We start from the raw sequence: 17,276 nt of genomic DNA on the forward strand, positions 1-17,276 counted from the left end.
CGACGCACCCGCGCCCGGCGACGCCCCCCGGGGCACCCCGGAGCCCGGAACCGGGGCCGGGGCCGAGGGCAGCGCCCCGGTTCCGGAAAGGTGGGGGCACCTCCCAGCTCCCCCAGCCCGGCGGCTGGGAGGTGCCCCCATGCCGGGGAAGGGGAGGGGCCAGAACCAACGGGACCCGGCCACAGGCCGGGTCCCGTACCAGGTGCCGGGGCGAAAACCCAGGCCCAGGTCCCGGGGCAGGCCCCGGGCAAGAGGTCAGCGGGTCGCGGCCCCGCCGCTCACTTCAGCTTGGTGCCGGTCGAGCGCAGGTTCGCGCAGGCCACCCGCACCCGCTCGGCCATGGACTTCTCCGCCGCCTTGCCCCAGCTCCGCGGGTCGTACAGCTTCTTGTCGCCGACCTCTCCGTCCACCTTCAGCACCGCGTCGTAGTTGCGGAACATGTGGTCCGCGACGGGCCGGGTGAAGGCGTACTGGGTGTCGGTGTCGAGGTTCATCTTCACGACGCCGTTCTCCAGCGCGGTGGTGATCTCGCCCTCGGTGGAGCCGGAGCCGCCGTGGAAGACGAAGTCGAACGGGCTCGCCGTACCGAACCGGGCGGCGACGCCCTCCTGGAGCTCCTTCAGCAGCTCGGGGCGGAGAACGACGTTGCCCGGCTTGTAGACGCCGTGCACGTTGCCGAAGGAGGCGGCCAGCAGGTAGCGGCCCTTCTCGCCCAGGCCCAGGGCCTCGGCGGTGCGGATGGCGTCGTCGACGGTCGTGTACAGCTCGTCGTTGATCTCGTGGGTGACGCCGTCCTCCTCGCCACCGGTCGGGGTGATCTCGACCTCAAGGATGATCTTGGCGGCCGCGGCCTGGGCGAGCAGCTCCTGCCCGATCGCCAGGTTGTCCGCGAGGGTCTCGGCCGAGCCGTCCCACATGTGGGACTGGAAGAGCGGGTTGCGCCCGGCGGCGACGCGCTCGCGCGAGAGCTCCAGCAGCGGACGGACGTAGCCGTCCAGCTTGTCCTTCGGGCAGTGGTCCGTGTGCAGGGCGATGTTCACCGGGTACTTCTCGGCGACGATGTGCGCGTACTCGGCGAGGGCGACCGCGCCCGTGACCATGTCCTTGCTGTACTGGCCGCCGAGGAACTCCGCGCCGCCGGTCGAGATCTGGACGATGCCGTCACTCTCGGCCTCGGCGAAGCCGCGCAGGGCCGCGTGCAGGGTCTGGCTGGAGGTGACGTTGATGGCCGGGTAGGCGAACTTGCCGGCCTTCGCCCGGTCGAGCATCTCGGTGTAGATCTCGGGGGTTGCGATGGGCATGCTGTCCGCTCCTTGGGAGATGTGCGGGTGTCGGGGTCCCTGACCGTGGGCGACATCGTCGTCGGACCCATCTTCCCAGACCCGGGCGGAACCTCCAGAGGGGCCGTCCGAACGGACCCGAGCCGGTGTGTACGGCCGGGGGGCGGGGTTTCACGTGAAACCCCGCCCCCCGGCCGCGCGCTGGGCTCAGCCCAGGCCCAAGTCCTCGCTGCGGTAGGCCTGGTAGTAGGGGAGCCCGGTCTTCTCGACGGCCGGAGCGGCGCCCCGCTCGACGATCACCGCCACGCCGACGACCTCGGCCCCGGCCTCCCGGAGCGCCTCGACCGCCGTGAGCACCGAGCCGCCGGTGGTGGAGGTGTCCTCCACGGCCAGGACCCGCCGCCCGGCCACGTCCGGCCCCTCCACCCGGCGCTGCAGGCCGTGCGCCTTTCCGGTCTTGCGCACGACGAAGGCGTCCAGCGTCCGGCCGCGCGCCGCGGCGGCGTGCAGCATGGCCGTCGCCACCGGGTCGGCGCCGAGGGTGAGCCCGCCCACGGCGTCGTAGTCGAGGTCGGCGGTGAGATCGAGCATGACCTGACCGACCAGCGGCGCCGTCTCGCCGTCGAGGGTGATCCGGCGCAGGTCGACGTAGTAGTCGGCCTCCTTCCCGGAGGAGAGGATCACCTTGCCGTGCACCACGGCCTTGTCCTTGATCTGCTGCAACAGCGCAGCACGCGCATCGGTCATGCTCCCGAGCCTATCCAGCGCCCGCCGTTCGTCGGCTCTCCGCCTCGACCCGCCGCCAGGCCCAGGTGGTCCTGACCTCCAGCGGCTCGATGGGGGTGACCAGGCGCGGCGCGGTGTTGAGCCCGTTCGGCGGGCCCGACTGCGGCTCCACGCAGACGGCGGCCTCCTGCTCGTCGTAGACGACGACCCACTCCGCCCGGCTCGTGACGGACAGCTTCAGCTCCCCCGGCCAGGTCAGGGTGACGTCGACGCCGTCCGGCATGCCGAAGCAGTCGTCCCACGGGCCGGGGCGCGGCTCGACGCGGCGGCCTGTGGGCAGGTGGTCGGGGCCCCGCTCCTCCTGCCAGGCAGGGTCGAAGTCCACCCGGACGTCGGAGCCACCCCGCCCGAGGTTGCGGCGCCACCACGGGTGCCAGCCCGCCTGGGCCGGGAAGGACTCCGCCGCCGTCTCCACCCCGAGCGTCAGGGTCAGCGAGCCGCCGTCCTCCGCCAGCTCCACCAGCTCCACCAGCTGCGTCACCGTGCCCGACCACGGCCAGGGCTCGCCCAGCTCCCAGGTGAACGCGGCGGACCGGCCGTCCGAGCCGACCGTGCGCCAGCGCCCGTCCCGGGCGAAGCCGTGCAGGGCGTGCGGCGGCGCGTCGACCGGCAGTTGGTACACCCGTCCACCGTTGCGGACGCGTCCGCGGTCCGTGCGCCCGCAGAAGGGCACCATCACGAAGGAGCCGTAGCCTTCGCCGCTCACCAGCAGCTCGGTGCCGCCGACGCGCAAGGAGGCGATCCGGCAACCGTGTTCGGGCTCGACGGCCACCTCGGCATCACCAGCCGCCAGCCGAACCATCGAGGTCTCAGTCGTCACCCTCCGAGCCTAGAGGGTGACATGACGGCGTCGCTCACGGCGGCGTCCGGGGAGGGTGGCGGCGTCCGGTCGTGGCGCCGTCCGGGGGGGGCGTCCGGCCGGATCCGCCGGGCGGGCCTCAGCGGCGACGGCGGAGGGCGCGGCCGACGAGGACGGCGGAGGCCACGACCAGGGCGGCCGCCGGGGCGGCCCAGCGCAGGGCGGCCTGAGTGCTGAAGGTCTCCGGGGCCGGGACGGGCGCGTACCGGCCGCGCGGCGGGGCGTGGTCCACCTCCTCCGCACTGCGCCCGATCATCGTCCGGCGGGCGTGGGCGGCCTCGGCCGGAACCGGCTCGGCTCCCTCGCGGTCCTCGTGCCCTCCGTAGCCCTCGTCGCTCAGCGGGTCCAGCGAGGGGGGCGGCACCTCGGTGTCGAAGACGGAGGGCCGCTCGGGCTCCGGAGCCTCGGGGCCGGGCTGCTCGGGCTGCTCTTCTTCCTCCGGCTCGGCCGGGGCCGCGGCCTGGGGCTCGTCCCTGGCACCGGCCGGCTGGTCCGGGGCGGGGATGCCGGGGATGACGCGCTCGTTGTCGTCGGCGGGCGGGTCGGCGGCCAGGCTCTCGGCCAGCGCCTGGCCGAACCGTTCCAGCAAGCGGCGGCCGAGAGCGGCGCGCTGGACGGGCTCGGCCTCGGTGAGCCGTCCCTTGCCGCGGACCGTGCCGGAACAGAGCAGCACCGTGCCCGTGTCCTCGTCGCCGGGCTCGCCGCGGCCCTCGGCGGGGCGGGGAGCGAGCGTCAGCGTGAGGCGGGCCGAGCCCTGGCCGCGGGCCTCGTCCCCCTTGCCGACGACACGGAACCCGTCGTCCTGCGCCGTGACCTCCAGGGAGCCGCGGTAGGTGATGGTGGAGCCACCGATCCGTACCCGGAGCCGGCCGGTGACGGTACCGTCGGCGTCCCGCCCCTCCTCGGCGTCGAGTTGCAGCCCGGGCACACAGCGGGCGACGCGCTCGGCCTCGGCGAGCGCCGCCCGTACCGGCCCGACGGGAAACGGGACGTACACCTCGTGCTCCATGCCCGCGAGCCTACCCGTGCGGACCGCCACCAAGGCCGTTGCGTGGCGATTCCATGTCGCGCTCGCGTCGTTTCGCCCGGGACCGCCCGCCCGGGCGTCTCGCTGCTCGGAACGTTTCGGCACCCGGCGTCGGCGGCCGTCAGCCGTAGCGCGGATGCAGCAGCGTGGAGGGGGGCAGGCCGGGGATCCGCAGCCGTTCGGCGCTGGCCGCCGCGCGGTCCAGGTCGGCCCGGGTGAGGGCGCCGGGGCCCGAAGCGCCGGCGCCCAGCCCGAGCGGGGGCACGGCGCCGGGGGAGGCCAGCAGGAAGCCCCAGTCGGCGGGGTGCGGCCCGACGGCGGCCTCCTGCTGGCCGCGGTCGGTGTCGGCCGGGAAGCCCGAGGTCCGGCCGTCGACGGCGTACGGCACGGGGTGGAGCCCGGCCGCCCGCAGGGTGGACTCCACCGTCCAGAAGGCGTGCCCGGCCCCGCCGACCGAGCCGGCGTGCACCGCGAAGCGGCCGTCGTCCGCGAGGGCCCGGGAGAGCAGCCCGTAGAACTCCTGGGAGTACAGCCGCACGCTCTCCGCCAGCCGGGCGTCGGGCAGGGCGGAGACGACGACGTCGTACGGCGGCTCCCCCTCCTGAGGCCAGGCGCGCAGCCAGCGGAACGCGTCCGCGATCACCACCCGCACCCGGGGGTCGTCGAGGGAGCCGTCGTTGAGCGCGCTGAGCCGCGCGTCGGTGCGGGCCAGGGAGACGACGCGGGAGTCGAGCTCGACGAGCGTGACCTCCTCGACGTCCGGGTGGCGCAGTACCTCCCGCAGCGCCAGCCCGTCGCCACCGCCGAGGACGAGCACCCGCTCGGCCCGTCCGGCCGCCATGGCCGGACGGACGAGGGCCTGGTGGTAGCGGGCCTCGTCCGTGCCGCAGACCCGCAGCCGCCCGTCCAGGTACAGTTCCAGCCCGCACGGGCCGTGTGCGGCGGCGCCGGGTTGCCGCCCGTGCCCGCCGCCGCCCTCCATGAGCACGATCTCCTGGACGTCGCTGTGTACGGCGACGCGTACCTCGCCGCCGTAGACCGCTCGCCGGGCGGCCTCCTCGAACGGCTCCGAGAAGACGGCGGCCCCGCCGAGCAGGGCGGGCACGACGGCGAAGACCGAGGCCAGAGCGGCCCGTTTCCTGGGCGTGAGGTCGTGCCGGAAGAGCCACAGGACGAGCAGCCCGCCCGCGGCCACGTTGACGACCCCGGCCAGCAGGGCCCCGACGAGCTGTCCGAACAGCGGCAGCAGCAGAAAGGGGAAGGCGAGCCCGCCGACGAGGGCGCCCACGTAGTCGGCGGCGAACAGGTCCGCGACGGCGTTGCTCGCGTCCTGGGCCCGGATGCGCTGGATGAGCGTCATCAGCAGCGGCATCTCGGCCCCGATGAGCACCCCGATGGCCAGGGAGAACGCGACCACCACGCCCCGGGACGCGCCGAACCAGGCGAACGCCGCGAACAGCGCCATGACCGAACCGCCGCCGACCAGCGCGAGCAGGCACTCGATCAGCCCGAAGCAGCAGACGGCCTGGCATCGGAGCCGCTTGGCCACCAGCGACCCCACGCCCATCGCGAAGACCATCACCGACAGCACGATGGACGCCTGGGCGACCGAGTCGCCCGTGAGGTACGAGGCCAGGGCGACGAGGGCGAGTTCGTACACCAGCCCGCAGGCGGCGCAGACGAACACCGAGCACAGGACGAGGAAGCGGCCGAGCCCCGGCCGCACGGGCAGCCGGACGGGTGTGTCCTCCGGAGCCCGCCGCGACACGTCGGGCTGTACCGCCCGCCCGGACACGGGCTGATCGATCATGCCGGGAACGCTACGTGACGCCAAACCTGCACAGCGTCACCCACACGAGTGCAATCCGACCGGTTCAGCCCGGCGCCGCTGCTCCCGCCGCCTCCCCCGCGCCCACGGTGACCCGGGTCCGCGTGGCCACGAGCCGCCCCTCCTGCGGGTACGCGTGCCAGGTACGCCAGGAGACCTGCCCGCCGTGGCGCTGGACGAGCAGCGCGGTGAAGGCGTAGGGGTCGCCGGGGAACGTCCCGGCCAGCCCGTTCGGGTGCTCGGCCACCAGGGCCAGCAGATCCTGCGCCCGCCCTGCGAACGAACCCCGGGAGAGGGTCTCGACCCGAGTCGCGAACGCGTACTCCCAGCGCCCCAGCCGCTTGGACACACCGAGCGGCAGGGGACTGCTGCTCCCCGGCATACAGGCCACCGTCTCCGAGCAGCTGCCGCTCTCGTCGTCGAGTAGCACTTGGTGGGAGGCGCCCAGCAGCCTCAACTGCGCCCGGATTCCGTCAAGTTCCAGATCGAGCGTGGCCAGGGCCGGGAGCGGCTCCCGCCCCAGGGCCCAGGCGAGGTCGCCGGCGCGGGTGTCGGTGTAGGCGGTCTTGAGCGTGGTGAGCATGGATCGGCTCCGCAAGCACGTGTGGAGTGATGGGCCGGTTGAGGGGTGGGCCGGCCACTGGGCGGGGATGCACCTCGAGTTCCTGAGATCGCCGGCTCGTGCCCGCATGGGCTCCTGATACGCCCTCACCGAATCACGCTCGACACCGAGTCCACAGCGGTTTTACCCAACTTCTGGACGTTTCCATACCGGAGGGGGCGGTAGTGGTCATCTGTTCAACGTTCGTGCGGTTTTCACCCCGCATATGCGCTTCTCACACCGGGGCCGGGTCTCGCCCGCACCCCCGTCGGGCGGGGCCGGACCGGACCCCGTTCAGCGACCTCCTCGCAGGTCAGCCGCAGTCACCACCGCCGCCGCCACCGCCACCGTCGAAGCCGCCGCCACCGCCACCACCGCAGCCGCCCGCGCTGCCGTCGAAGGACGAGCCCCCGTCGGAACCGCTGGAAGCGCCGTAGAGGGAGGCGCCCCCGCGGAGCGGCGCACGCCCCTGGCCGGGCCCGAACCCGATCCGACCCTCGCCACGAGCACCGCTACGACCGCGGCCACGACCGCGCACACCAGCACGACGACGACGAGCCCACCCATCTCGATCAGCCCCCTCCGAACTGCCCCGCCCCCCGACGGAGCAGGCCGTTGCCAGGCGGATGCCCGCACCCCGCGCCGCCCAAAGCCGACTTGAGCAAGCTCAGAGCTTGCGCCGCGCCGGGGGCGATCGGCGACCGACCACACCCCGCCCCTGCTGCTCGGCACTCCCCCACCCCTCACCGAGGCCGCGCTCACCGCTGCGGAACCCGGATGTGCTCACCGCCTACCACCGAGCCTTCAGCCTCATCGACGAGCTGGCCTCCCGCTACCAGGAGACAGCGCGCAAGGCGGTGGAACGGCTCCTGGTTTCCAAGATCGCGACGCTGCACACCCTGCGGGACACGCTCTTGGGAGACATCTCCGCCAAGGCCGGCGTTCTCCGTGAGCCGACCGTCGAGCAGGACGAGGCCGGGGCTCGTGGTCCTCGGCCCTCGAAGATCCCCGCACTCCGCGCGGGAAGGGCCGGCGATGAGTCAGGATGGCCCCCAAGAAGCGCGAGGGGTAACCGAGTGAGAACGGTGGAGACATGGGCACAAGGCCGTTGCTGAACCGCAGGCTGGACGGGCTCGGGACGACGATCTTCGCGGAGATGTCGGCCCTGGCGGCCACGACGGGCTCGATCAATCTGGGCCAGGGCTTCCCCGACACCGACGGCCCTGAGGCAGTGCGCGAGGCTGCCGTCCGCGCCCTGCGCGACGGCCGGGGCAACCAGTACCCGCCGGGACCGGGCGTCCCGGAGCTGCGTACCGCCATCGGCGACCACCAGCACCGCTTCTACGACCTGAGCCTCGACCCCGACACCGAGATCCTGGTCACGGCAGGGGCGACGGAGGCGATCGCCGCGACCATGCTCGCGTTGCTGGAACCCGGCGACGAGGTGATCGCCTTTGAGCCCTACTACGACTCCTACGCGGCCTGCATCGCGATGGCCGGCGCCCACCGCGTCCCGCTCACCCTGCGCGCCCCGTCCTTCCGGCCGGACCTGGACGAACTGCGCTCCAAGATCACCCCGCAGACGCGCCTCCTGCTCCTCAACACCCCGCACAATCCGACCGGCACGGTACTCACCGCCGAGGAGCAGAGCTCTATCGCCGCGCTGGCCGTCGAACACGACCTGCTGATCGTCACCGACGAGGTGTACGAGCACCTGGCGTTCGACGGCGCCGCCCACGTCCCGATCTCGACGCTCCCCGGTATGCGCGAGCGCACGGTCTCCATCTCCTCCGCCGGCAAGACCTTTTCCTTCACCGGGTGGAAGGTTGGCTGGGTGACGGCGAACGCCGCACTCATCGCCGCAGTGCGGACCGCCAAGCAGTACCTGACGTTCGTCAGCGCGGGCCCGTTCCAGTACGCGGTCGCAGAGGCCCTGCGCCTGCCGGGAACGTACTTCGAGGACTTCCGCGCGGACCTGCAGCGCAAGCGCGACCTGCTCGGCGAGGGCCTGCGGGCGGCCGGGTTCCGGGTCTACCAGCCCCAGGGCACGTACTTCATCACCACCGACATCGCCCCCTTCGGGGAGAAGGACGCCTACGCCTTCTGCCGAGCCCTCCCCGAACGCTGCGGCGTCGTCGCCGTCCCCAACTCCGTCTTCTACGACGACCCCAACGCGGGGCGCAGCCAGGTCCGCTTCACCTTCTGCAAGAAGGACGACGTCCTCCACGAGGCCGCGGCCCGTCTGCAACGCCTGGCGTCCTGATTTCGCCGGTTCGCCGGAGGGGGCCCGGCGAGGCCGGCCAGGTAAGCGACGATCGGTAAGGCCCGGCTGGAAGCGCCCGGGGCGGCAAGAAGGGCTCCTCGCCGGAGTGCGGGCCGCTATTCCGTGTCCTTCGGGTGTCGCGGGGAGGCGTACACCAGGATCACCGTGGAGGTCTCCCGGCTGACCAGGTACCGAACGCGGCCGCCACTGGTGATCTCGTACTCCCACTGCTCCAGCTCGGAGCCCTTCCACTGCCTGGTGGCGTGCCTGCCACGGAGCTGGTGCTGACGGCTCCAGTCGGCCCGCGACGTCGGCTCCGAACGAAGAGCCTCAAGACAACGGTGGGCACTCGGCAGCGCCACCCGGCACAGCTCTTCCCAGCCGGTCGCGGCTTCCGTCGTCCCGTGGATGACGTTCCAGCCGCTCAGCGGGGGGACGCTGACCCGGTCGCCCTTCTTCGGGCTCACTCGGGCACCTCGACCGGGCCTAGGTCGGCGTCACCAAGTGGGCGGAGCGCTTCCCTGAGCTGGTCAGGGTCGGCGTTGATGCGGGCCGTTGCCCGCCACGAAACGATCGTTCGGTGCACAGCCTCCCTGGCCCCCAGTTCAGCGGCGTCGGACAGTGCTTCCAGGAGCTCGACGGTGAATTCCCGGACCTCTTCGTCGTCCAAATGCCGTACCCACGGGAACACCTCGGGCAGCGCGAGCAGAAGCGACCTGGCGCCTCCGTCCTGCTTCATCAGGGCGAGGAACAGCCGGGACGCAGTGGTCAGGTTCTCCTCGCTGCGCTCTGCCTGTATGGCCGTGGTCAGCACCATGTCGGGCGCGTCCCGGTGCGTGACGCGCAGGCGCCCCAGGGCGGCGGCCCTCGCGGCGACCGCCTTCGGGTTCCGGGACAGATCGGTGAACGAGACGGATTCCGGTTCGGATGCCGAGCGCAAAATGGCCATACTCAGACTGTAATCTGACCAAGTTCTGATTTCCATCCACCGCGCTGAGGGCGTCGAGGGCGCGCCCTACGTGCGGTTCGCCTTCTGCAAGCGGTCCCCGTGCTGGAGGAGGCGGTCACACGGCTGAAGTCCGCGGCGGACGGCGGTCGGGGCTGAGCCCGGCGGGTCGGGGCTGAGCCCGGGCACGGCCGGGCTCAGCCCGGGTATGAGTGCGGCCCCGGACGCCTGGCGTCCGGGGCCGCGCCCCTGTCGAGTGGGGGCCGGTCAGCCCTCGGTGCTCTCCGGACCCTCGGGGCCGGACTCGGCGTCCTTCTCCAGCCCGAGCGACTCCACGAGCCACTTGTCGAACTCGATGGACGCCCGCACCCAGCTCACGGTGCTGGAGACGAAGTGCTCCAGCGACACACCGGTGCCGATCAGCATCTGGGCCTCGCCGATGAGGCGGACCGTGCCGTCGTCGTGGGTGTGCGTGTAGATCTTGGGCCACAGGGTGCGGCGGTTCCAGTCGTCGATCGACTCGAGGATCTTGATCTTGTCGTCGATCGAGTGCGGCCGGTCGTAGAACGTACGGACCGAGAAGACCCGCTGCTCCTTCTCGCCGCGGAACATGAAGTAGGTGCGGAATTGCTCCCACGGCGCCGCGAGGTCGCCCTCGTCGTCGACGACGTACTTCAGCTCCATCTGGTCGAGCAGCTGCTTGACCAGGTCCTGGTCGGGGATGATCGGCCCCTGCGGCTGACCCCCCTGCGGCTGCTGCGGCTCCTGGCCCCCGAAATTGGGAATCGAGGACGGGTCGATGCTCACGTAGGTGTTCCCTTCGTACGGCTGCGGCCATCCTCCCCCACGACGGCCCGGTCCCCGCAACCCCGGCCAGGTGGGCCGTCCGGCGGAAAACGCCGGGAGGACGTCGGCGGATGGCCCGCCGGACCGGGGGTCCGCGGGATTCAGCCGGTGGCCGGTCCGACGAGCAGACCGCCCCCGGCGACGTCGACCCGGACGGTGTCGCCGTCGCGCACCTCACCGCTCAGGATCTCCCGGGCCAACTGGTCACCGATCGCGGTCTGCACCAGTCGGCGCAGCGGACGCGCGCCGTACGCCGGGTCGTTGCCCTCAACCGCCAGCCAGTGCCGGGCGGCCTCGGTGACCTCCAGCCTAAGCCGCCGGTCGGCCAGGCGCCGCTGGAGCGCGTCGATCTGCAGCTGCGCGATCCGCTCCAGCTCGTCACCGCTCAGCGCGGAGAAGACGACCAGGTCGTCCAGCCGGTTGAGGAACTCGGGGCGGAAGGCCTGGCGAACCGCCGCCAGCACCTTCTCCCGCTGGTCCTCGGGCTTGGCCAGGGGGTCCATGAGGTGCTGGCTGCCGAGGTTGGAGGTGAGGACGAGGATGGTGTTGCGGAAGTCCACGGTGCGGCCCTGGCCGTCGGTGAGCCGGCCGTCGTCGAGCACCTGGAGCAGGATGTCGAAGACCTCGTGGTGCGCCTTCTCCACCTCGTCCAGCAGCACGACGGTGTACGGGCGCCGCCGCACCGCCTCCGTGAGCTGCCCGCCCTCCTCGTAGCCGACGTAGCCGGGCGGGGCGCCCACGAGCCGGGCCACCGAGTGCTTCTCGCTGTACTCGCTCATGTCGATGCGGACCATGGCCCGCTCGTCGTCGAAGAGGAAGTCGGCCAGCGCCTTCGCCAGCTCCGTCTTGCCGACGCCGGTGGGGCCGAGGAAGAGGAACGAGCCGGTGGGCCGGTCGGGGTCGGCGATGCCGGCGCGGGTGCGGCGCACCGCGTCCGAGACGGCCCGCACGGCCTCGCCCTGCCCGATCAGGCGGCGGCCGAGCTCCTCCTCCATCCGCAGCAGCTTCTGCGTCTCGCCCTCCAGCAGCCGCCCGGCCGGGATGCCCGTCCAGGAGGCGACGACGTCGGCGATGTCGTCCGGGCCGACCTCCTCCTTCACCATCGTGTCGGGGGCGGCCTCCTGCTCGGCCTCGGCCCGGGCGGCCTCCTCCAGCTGCCGCTCGACGGACGGGATCTCGCCGTAGAGCAGCTTGGAGGCGGTGTCGAAGTCGCCGTCGCGCTCGGCCCGCTCGGCCTGGCCTCGCAGCTCGTCCAGCCGCTCCTTCAGCTCACCGAGCGCGTTGAGCGCCTGCTTCTCCTTCTCCCAGCGCGCGGTGAGGCGGCGCAGCTCCTCCTCGCGGTCCGCCAGATCGCGGCGCAGCTTCTCCAGCCGCTCGACGGAGGCCGGGTCCGACTCGCCGGAGAGCGCCAGCTCCTCCATCCGCATCCGGTCCACGGAACGCTGGAGCTCATCGATCTCGACGGGTGAGGAGTCGATCTCCATGCGCAGCCGCGAGGCGGCCTCGTCCACCAGGTCGATCGCCTTGTCCGGCAGGAAGCGGGAGGTGATGTAGCGGTCGGAGAGCGCGGCCGCGGCCACCAGCGCGCTGTCGGCGATCTGCACCTTGTGGTGCGCCTCGTACCGGCCCTTCAGGCCGCGCAGGATCGCGATCGAGTCCTCGACGCTCGGCTCGGCCACCAGCACCTGCTGGAAGCGCCGCTCCAGCGCCGGGTCCTTCTCGATGCGCTCGCGGTACTCGTCCAGCGTCGTCGCGCCGACCATGCGCAGCTCGCCGCGCGCCAGCATGGGCTTGAGCATGTTGCCCGCGTCCATCGCCGAGTCCCCGCCGGCGCCCGCGCCGACGACGGTGTGCAGCTCGTCGATGAACGTGACGATCCGTCCCTCGCTCTCCTTGATCTCCGCGAGAACCGTCTTCAGCCGCTCCTCGAACTCACCGCGGTACTTGGCCCCGGCCACCATCGCGCCCAGGTCCAGGGCGACCAGCCGCTTGTCGCGCAGCGACTCCGGCACGTCTCCCTTCACGATCCGCTGGGCCAGCCCCTCGACGACGGCCGTCTTGCCCACGCCGGGCTCGCCGATCAGCACCGGGTTGTTCTTGGTCCGCCGGGACAGCACCTGCACGACGCGGCGGATCTCCTGGTCGCGCCCGATGACGGGGTCGAGCTTGCCGTCACGGGCCGCGGCCGTCAGGTCGGTGCCGAACTTCTCCAGCGCCTTGTACGTGCCCTCCGGGTCCGCCGTCGTCACCCGGCGGCCCCCGCGGGCCGCGGCGAATGCCTCCAGCAGCTTCCGGTCCGTCGCGCCCTGACCGCGCAGCAGCTCCCCGGCCTGCCCGCCCTTGGCCGCGACGCCGATGAGCAGATGCTCGGTGGACACGTACTGGTCCCCCAGCTCCTTCGCCCGCTGCGAGGCGTCCGCCACGGCGGCCAGGAGCTCCCGGCTGGCCTGCGGCTTGGCCACCGAGGCGCCCTGCACCACGGGGAGCGCGCCGAGGAGTCGCTCGGCCCCCGAGCGCAGGGCCGCCTGATCCGCCTCCACGGACGCCAGCAGGTCCTGGATGTTCTCGTTGTCCTGCCCCTCCAGCAGGGCGAGGAGCAGGTGGGCCGGGGTGATGTCGGCGTGCCCGCCGGTCAGGGCACGGCTGCCGGCCGCGCTGATCGCGTCCCGGCTCCTGTTCGTCAGCTCGGCGTCCACGGTCGACGTTCCTCCTCGTACTCCACACGGCAGATGCTGACCCTGATGGATACAGGGTACACAAAGTTGAGCGCATCAGGCTCAATAGCGGGGGCGGGGTGCTCCGTGATCGTTCGATCGGGTGAAGTGCCTGGTCAGAGCTTTCCCGCCGGCAGAGGACCCGACCACACCGGTAGCCGACCACACAGGGGGGCGCTATGACGGTTATGGCCACCACGCCGGAGCCGACGCCCACGCCGACGCAGGAAGAGTTCCTCCTGGAGAGCTTCCTGGCCCTGGAGACCCCCGAAGGCTTCAAGGCCGAGCTCATCGAGGGGAACATCGTCGTGACACCACCGCCGCTGCTGAGCGAGCCCGTCGAGGACGACTACACGCGCACCACGTCCGCGAGCTTCGGGAAGCCGCTCCCGCTGCCCGACCCGTTCGGCTTCGAGCTGGACACCTCGGACCTGCTCTGAGCCGGGCCGCGCATACCCTGCTCGGATGGGAGTCGACCCGAAGGCGCTGAGCCCCGCGTACCTGGCGTTCTGGCGTGAGCGGCACGTGTGCTCGTTCACCTCGATCCGGCCCGACGGCACGCCGCACGTCGTCCCCGTCGGGGTCACCTGGGCCCCCGAGGAGGGGATCGCCCGCGTCATCTCCGACGGGAACAGCCGGAAGGTGGCCCACGTCCGGGCCGCGGGGCCGGGTGGGGCGAGGGTCGCCGTCTGCCAGTTCGCGCCGCGCCGCTGGGCCACCCTGGAGGGGACGGCCGCCGTCCGTACCGATCCGGACGCCGTCGCCGACGCCGTGCGGCGGTACGCCGAGCGGTACGAGCGCACCCCGCGGCCCAACCCGGACCGCGTCGTCATCGAGATCACCGTCGACCGGGCGATGGGCCGCGCCTGAGGCACGGCTCAGGCTGCGTCGGCCTGCGCGAACAGGGCGCGGCCCGCCTTCGCCGGGAACGGGCGGCCGAGGACGCGTCCGTCCCCGCTGCCCACGGACATCACGCCCACCACGGTGCCCGCCCCGGCCCCGGCGTCGTAGTGCTGGAGCCAGGGCCCCCCGCTGGCCCCCCGCGTGAGCCGGCAGGGCTGGAGCAGCAGACCGCCGACGTTCGCCGCGTGTGCCGTCCCCGACGTCAGGAGCTCCGCGCGGCCCGCGCAGTGGGCGAGGGTCGCGCCGTCGTAGGGCGCGGCGGCCGGGTATCCCATCGGCTGCACCGGAACCGTGGCGTCGACCGGCGCGAAGTCGAGCGCGTTCGCCCCGAAGGCCTCCTGGATGCTGTGGCCGTCGCGTCGTTCCACCGTCACGAACGCGTAGTCGTGCGGGAGTATGTCCTCCAGGCCGCGGTTGACGTCCCACCCCGGCGGCGTGTGGTACGAGACGACCTTCCACCCGTGCTCCGCGACGTCACCGGGCCCGGCCTCACCGGCCGGCGGGCTGTGCCCGGAGACGCCGTAGCCGGGCGCGAACCAGGCGTTCCGAGGGCCTCGCGGGTGCGCGGGCGAGGTCAGGCAGTGCGCGGCCGTCGCGACGACGCTGCCGCTGGGCGAGTCCACTATCGCGCCCGAGCAGACCCCGAACCGCCCGTCCCCCAGCTCGGTCACCAGTTTGCCCACGGTGGCGACGCCCGGCCTCGTCCACGGCGCGCCCCGCACGTCGGCGCCCTCGGCCGCGCGACCGGCGCCGACGACCCCGGTCAGGTGCGCGGGGCCCGTCGTCCCGGCCACGGCGATGGCGGCGAAGACCGTGGCCAGCGCTGCCGACGCCGTCCGTATGTGCTCCATCACCACACCGTGCGAGCCGCCGGGCGGCACGGCCACCGCTGCCCGGCCGACCGGGTGACGCGGCGGTCGGCAGCGCGGCGGGCTCAGTGCGCCTCGGGAACCGTCACGCCGCCGTGCCGCACCCGCGCCGCGGGCACGTACCGGGTGCGCCCGGAGTCGTCCTCTACGGGCAGATATCCGGCCTTCCGCAGCCTCCGCCGGTACCCACGCCGACCCAGGAGGAACGCCAGGAACAGGTAGGGCACCGCGAAGAAGCAGCCCACCAGCAGGGGGAACCATCCTGGGAAGGGCAGGAACCCCGTGCCGTAGATCAGCCCCAGGAGCAGGACGATGTGGATGGGGGCGAACAGTGCCTCCACGCGGGCCAGCCCGTCCAGCTTGAGCCGGGCCACGATCACCTTGGCGGGCTCCAGTTCCGACGCGGGGAGGGCGGGCGGCAGGGCCATGAGCTCCTCGCCGCCCGCGCGCCGGTAGACGTCCAGCGCCTCGGCCGACCGCTGACGGACCTCGGGGTCGGCCACCTGCTCCAGGGTGAGCTTCGGCGGGCGCCGCGTGAACAGGCTGATGTCCAGTCCGACGTACCGGTAACCGAGCTGCTGGCCGAGCAGGACCAGCCTGGCCAGTGTCGAACCGGAGACGACGGCCCTGTTCACGTGGATGACGGGGCGGCCTTCGGCGGCCTGACGCAGCAGGGCCGCGGCCGCCTTGGAGCGCGGCGGACGTCTCAGGCGCATCTTCTGCTCACCGATCTCACCGGTCTTCCAGGTCTTACAGGTCTCACGCGTCTCGCGGGACTCACAGGACTCACGGGTCTCTTGTCGACGACGGTCACGTGGCCCGTGAGGGTACGGGAGCGGGCGCCCGGCCCCGCTTCCGGGGTGCGCGCCGACGGCCCGCGAACGCGACGTGTTTCGTGACGCGTCTCAAATCGGGACGCTCACCTCCGTGCGTAGACGAAGGGTGCCCGTACGGCGGATCCTCCGAACGACCTTACTGAACCGTAAGGTCGCCTTCAGGCCACATACACCCGGGAGTGTCCATGCACGCGCCCCACCCTCACCGACCGAGCCGGAGAACCCCGCCGGGGACGTCACGCGCCCCAAGGACATCACGCCTGCGGCGACGGGCCGCCGCCGCGCTCGTGCTCCTGGCGACCACGGCGTCGTTCGGGCTCGTCTCCTCCCCCGCCCAGGCGGCCTCCGACCGTCCGGAGTTCTACGAGCCGCCCGCCACGCTGCCCGCCGGCAACGGCGACGTCATCCGCGCGGAGCCGTCCGTCTTCCACCTCGACCCGTTCCGGCTGATCGAGGCGGACGCGGACGTCCACCGGATCATGTACCGCTCGACCGACGGGGCGGGCGAGCCCATCGCCGTCACCGGCACCGTCGTCACCCCGCGCGCCGCGTGGACCGGCGGGGGCGAACGGCCGCTCGTCGGCTACGCGGTCGGCACCCAGGGCCTCGGCGACCACTGCGCACCCTCGCGGCAGCTCGCCGCCGGCACCGAGTACGAGGGCCTCTTCGTCAAGGGGCTGCTCCTGCGCGGCTACGCCGTCGTCCTCACCGACTACGAGGGCCTGGGCACGCCCGGTGACCACACCTACGTGAACCGCGCCGTCTCCGGGCAGGCCGTGCTGGACTCCGTCCGCGCCGCCCAGCGGCTCCCGGAGGCCGGGATCGCGGACGACGGCCCGGTGGCGATCACCGGCTACTCACAGGGCGGCGGGGCCGCCGCCGCGGCCGCCGAGCTCGCCCCCGCGTACGCCCCCGAGCTGGACCTCCGGGGCGTCGCGGCCGGTGCCGTGCCCACCGACCTCAACGCCGTCGCCGAGACGCTGGACGGCTCGCTGTACGCGGGCTTCCTCGGCTACGCCGTATCGGGGCTCGCCGCGGGCGCCGGCATCGACCCCGCCCCGTACCTCAACGACCGGGGCGAGAGGTTCGTCGAGGAGGCGAAGCGCTACTGCACCATCGAGGCCGTGGCCCGGCACGCGTTCACCCGCTCCTCGCGCCTGACCGCGAGCGGCGAGCCGCTGTCCGAGTACCTCAGGCAGCCGCTGTGGAAGGCCGTCGTCGACGAGCAGCGGATCGGGGACCGCAGGCCGACCGTGCCGACGCTGGTCACCCACAGCCTGCTGGACGACGTCATCCCCTACCGCCTCGGCAGGAACCTGGCCTCCGACTGGTGCGCCCGGGGCGCCACCGTCGAGTTCTCCTGGAACCTCGGGCCGACGCACGTGGGCGGAGCCGTCGCCGCCTACCCGAAGGTGTTCACCTGGCTGGGCGAACGCTTCGCGGGCGAACGGCCACGCTCCACCTGCTGACGGCACCGCTCGACACGGCGCACCGCCCGGGCCCCGCGGCCCGGCCGGT

At 72.8% G+C, this 17,276-nt stretch carries 16 protein-coding genes; 4 read left to right on the forward strand and 12 right to left on the reverse strand.

Going from position 1 to position 17,276, the window contains the following annotated elements; genetic code table 11:
- Positions 1–278 precede the first annotated feature (278 nt).
- The 6 genes from fbaA to O7609_RS11555 form a co-directional block, all read right to left on the reverse strand.
- Positions 279–1,301, reverse strand: a complete 1,023-nt coding sequence (gene fbaA, locus O7609_RS11530; RefSeq protein WP_269743534.1) for a class II fructose-bisphosphate aldolase — start codon at positions 1,299–1,301, stop codon at positions 279–281.
- A 186-nt stretch (positions 1,302–1,487) separates the two neighbouring features.
- A complete protein-coding gene (pyrE, locus tag O7609_RS11535) occupies positions 1,488–2,027 on the reverse strand; it encodes an orotate phosphoribosyltransferase (protein ID WP_269734853.1) in 540 nt (179 codons plus the stop codon).
- Between the two features lie 10 nt (positions 2,028–2,037).
- Positions 2,038–2,868 (reverse strand): aldose epimerase family protein, encoded by an 831-nt coding sequence (locus O7609_RS11540; RefSeq protein WP_269744344.1) that lies wholly within the window; start codon positions 2,866–2,868, stop codon positions 2,038–2,040.
- 136 nt (positions 2,869–3,004) lie between these two features.
- Positions 3,005–3,934 (reverse strand): hypothetical protein, encoded by a 930-nt coding sequence (locus tag O7609_RS11545; protein ID WP_269743535.1) that lies wholly within the window; start codon positions 3,932–3,934, stop codon positions 3,005–3,007.
- 139 nt (positions 3,935–4,073) lie between these two features.
- Positions 4,074–5,762 carry a polyamine aminopropyltransferase gene (locus O7609_RS11550; protein WP_269743536.1) on the reverse strand — a complete coding sequence of 563 codons (1,689 nt, stop codon included), beginning with the start codon at positions 5,760–5,762 and terminating at the stop codon, positions 4,074–4,076.
- Between the two features lie 64 nt (positions 5,763–5,826).
- On the reverse strand, positions 5,827–6,363 hold the full coding sequence (locus O7609_RS11555) for a DUF2617 family protein (protein WP_269734856.1): 537 nt from the start codon (positions 6,361–6,363) through the stop codon (positions 5,827–5,829).
- Positions 6,364–7,474: 1,111 nt separating this feature from the next.
- Between O7609_RS11555 and O7609_RS11560 the strand changes: the two genes are divergently transcribed.
- Positions 7,475–8,644 (forward strand): pyridoxal phosphate-dependent aminotransferase, encoded by a 1,170-nt coding sequence (locus tag O7609_RS11560; protein ID WP_269743537.1) that lies wholly within the window; start codon positions 7,475–7,477, stop codon positions 8,642–8,644.
- 116 nt (positions 8,645–8,760) lie between these two features.
- Here O7609_RS11560 and O7609_RS11565 read toward each other — a convergent pair whose 3' ends face one another.
- From O7609_RS11565 to clpB, 4 genes are all read right to left on the reverse strand, one after another.
- The gene (locus O7609_RS11565) at positions 8,761–9,111 is read right to left on the reverse strand and encodes a hypothetical protein (protein WP_269743538.1); all 351 of its coding nucleotides are present in this window, start codon (positions 9,109–9,111) and stop codon (positions 8,761–8,763) included.
- Positions 9,108–9,593, reverse strand: a complete 486-nt coding sequence (locus O7609_RS11570) for a prevent-host-death family protein (protein WP_269743539.1) — start codon at positions 9,591–9,593, stop codon at positions 9,108–9,110. The genes O7609_RS11565 and O7609_RS11570 overlap by 4 nt, the downstream gene beginning before the upstream one ends.
- Positions 9,594–9,857: 264 nt before the next feature.
- A complete protein-coding gene (locus O7609_RS11575) occupies positions 9,858–10,397 on the reverse strand; it encodes a YbjN domain-containing protein (RefSeq protein WP_269734861.1) in 540 nt (179 codons plus the stop codon).
- 140 nt (positions 10,398–10,537) lie between these two features.
- Entirely contained in the window at positions 10,538–13,132 is a 2,595-nt protein-coding gene (clpB, locus tag O7609_RS11580; RefSeq protein ID WP_269734862.1) for an ATP-dependent chaperone ClpB, read from the reverse strand.
- Positions 13,133–13,338: 206 nt separating this feature from the next.
- Between clpB and O7609_RS11585 the strand changes: the two genes are divergently transcribed.
- The gene (locus tag O7609_RS11585; RefSeq protein ID WP_269734863.1) at positions 13,339–13,590 is read left to right on the forward strand and encodes a hypothetical protein; all 252 of its coding nucleotides are present in this window, start codon (positions 13,339–13,341) and stop codon (positions 13,588–13,590) included.
- Between the two features lie 25 nt (positions 13,591–13,615).
- Complete coding sequence (locus O7609_RS11590; protein ID WP_269734864.1) at positions 13,616–14,020, forward strand: pyridoxamine 5'-phosphate oxidase family protein; 405 nt, start codon at positions 13,616–13,618, stop codon at positions 14,018–14,020.
- Between the two features lie 8 nt (positions 14,021–14,028).
- On the opposite strand, the gene O7609_RS11595 is transcribed toward O7609_RS11590, so the two are convergent.
- Together O7609_RS11595 and O7609_RS11600 are read right to left on the reverse strand one after the other, a co-directional pair.
- Positions 14,029–14,904, reverse strand: a complete 876-nt coding sequence (locus O7609_RS11595) for a hypothetical protein (protein WP_269734865.1) — start codon at positions 14,902–14,904, stop codon at positions 14,029–14,031.
- 83 nt (positions 14,905–14,987) lie between these two features.
- Complete coding sequence (locus O7609_RS11600; protein ID WP_269734866.1) at positions 14,988–15,638, reverse strand: hypothetical protein; 651 nt, start codon at positions 15,636–15,638, stop codon at positions 14,988–14,990.
- Between the two features lie 407 nt (positions 15,639–16,045).
- On the opposite strand from O7609_RS11600, the gene O7609_RS11605 reads away from it, so the two are divergent.
- Positions 16,046–17,227, forward strand: a complete 1,182-nt coding sequence (locus O7609_RS11605) for a lipase family protein (protein WP_269734867.1) — start codon at positions 16,046–16,048, stop codon at positions 17,225–17,227.
- Positions 17,228–17,276: the final 49 nt, after the last annotated feature.

Source organism: Streptomyces sp. WMMC1477 (genome assembly GCF_027460245.1).
Taxonomy (GTDB): Bacteria; Actinomycetota; Actinomycetes; order Streptomycetales; family Streptomycetaceae; genus Streptomyces.

What these genes read in the sequence shown, in the direction of transcription:
- fbaA (WP_269743534.1), bottom strand. Translation starts at nt 1,301, where the DNA reads ATGCCCATCGCAACCCCCGAGATCTACACCGAGATGCTCGACCGGGCG.
- pyrE (WP_269734853.1), bottom strand. Translation starts at nt 2,027, where the DNA reads ATGACCGATGCGCGTGCTGCGCTGTTGCAGCAGATCAAGGACAAGGCC.
- O7609_RS11540 (WP_269744344.1), bottom strand. Translation starts at nt 2,868, where the DNA reads ATGGTTCGGCTGGCGGCTGGTGATGCCGAGGTGGCCGTCGAGCCCGAA.
- O7609_RS11545 (WP_269743535.1), bottom strand. Translation starts at nt 3,934, where the DNA reads ATGGAGCACGAGGTGTACGTCCCGTTTCCCGTCGGGCCGGTACGGGCG.
- O7609_RS11550 (WP_269743536.1), bottom strand. Translation starts at nt 5,762, where the DNA reads ATGATCGATCAGCCCGTGTCCGGGCGGGCGGTACAGCCCGACGTGTCG.
- O7609_RS11555 (WP_269734856.1), bottom strand. Translation starts at nt 6,363, where the DNA reads ATGCTCACCACGCTCAAGACCGCCTACACCGACACCCGCGCCGGCGAC.
- O7609_RS11560 (WP_269743537.1), top strand. Translation starts at nt 7,475, where the DNA reads ATGGGCACAAGGCCGTTGCTGAACCGCAGGCTGGACGGGCTCGGGACG.
- O7609_RS11570 (WP_269743539.1), bottom strand. Translation starts at nt 9,593, where the DNA reads ATGGCCATTTTGCGCTCGGCATCCGAACCGGAATCCGTCTCGTTCACC.
- O7609_RS11585 (WP_269734863.1), top strand. Translation starts at nt 13,339, where the DNA reads ATGGCCACCACGCCGGAGCCGACGCCCACGCCGACGCAGGAAGAGTTC.
- O7609_RS11590 (WP_269734864.1), top strand. Translation starts at nt 13,616, where the DNA reads ATGGGAGTCGACCCGAAGGCGCTGAGCCCCGCGTACCTGGCGTTCTGG.
- O7609_RS11595 (WP_269734865.1), bottom strand. Translation starts at nt 14,904, where the DNA reads ATGGAGCACATACGGACGGCGTCGGCAGCGCTGGCCACGGTCTTCGCC.
- O7609_RS11600 (WP_269734866.1), bottom strand. Translation starts at nt 15,638, where the DNA reads ATGCGCCTGAGACGTCCGCCGCGCTCCAAGGCGGCCGCGGCCCTGCTG.